Origin of the sequence: Facilibium subflavum, from assembly GCF_003574485.1 — a bacterium.
Classification (GTDB): domain Bacteria; phylum Pseudomonadota; class Gammaproteobacteria; order Francisellales; family Francisellaceae; genus Facilibium; species Facilibium subflavum.
Window position 1 is genome coordinate 1 of record NZ_QLIT01000372.1, and the last position, 788, is coordinate 788.

A 788-nucleotide genomic window follows, 5' to 3' on the forward strand; every position below is an offset into this window, starting at 1 on the left:
TACCAAAAATATCCTTAACAGTTATACTAAGCTCTAATATCTTTTTTATTGAAGAGATGACTTTAACAGCCAATAGAGAATCTCCACCTATCCTAAAGAAATCATCTGTAATACCAACTTTTTCTAATCCAAGTACTTCTGCAAATATACTACATAATTTCTCTTCAAGTTCCGTAGTAGGTGCTACATAACTATCTTCATTAACAAATTCAGGATCCGGTAATGACTTACGATCTAACTTACCATTTACTGTTAACGGCATTGAGTCAATCTCAACCAATACACTTGGCACCATATACTCTGGTAATACCTTAGATAATTGATTAAAGATCTCTTCTTGGGTTAATGACTCTACATCTGATACATAATAACCAACTAAGTACTTATTATTGTTCCTATCCTTAGATAATACACAGGATTGCTTAATACCAGTTATAGATGATAATTGATTCTCAATCTCCCCTAATTCAATACGATAGCCTCGTATCTTAACCTGATCATCATTTCGACCTATATATTCAATATTGCCATCTGCCAACCACCTAACTAAATCACCTGTCTTATACAACCTTGTATATCCTTTAGCTATATCTTCATCTGTAGCAAATGGATTAGATATAAATCTCTCTGCTGTTAATTCAGGTCTACTCAAATAGCCTCTATCCAAATCTATAGAACCTAAATATAATTCACCTACTACCCCTATAGGAACTGGTTGTTGGTGTCGGTCTAAGATATAAGTTCTTATATTGCTAATTGGCTTACCTATTAGTAGCGTATTATCATAT

At 33.1% G+C, this 788-nt stretch carries 1 protein-coding gene; it reads right to left on the bottom strand.

The genetic code is table 11. From position 1 onward, the window contains the following. On the bottom strand, positions 1-788 hold a 788-nt coding region (locus tag DNK84_RS14000; protein ID WP_162902528.1), incomplete at both ends, for a non-ribosomal peptide synthetase.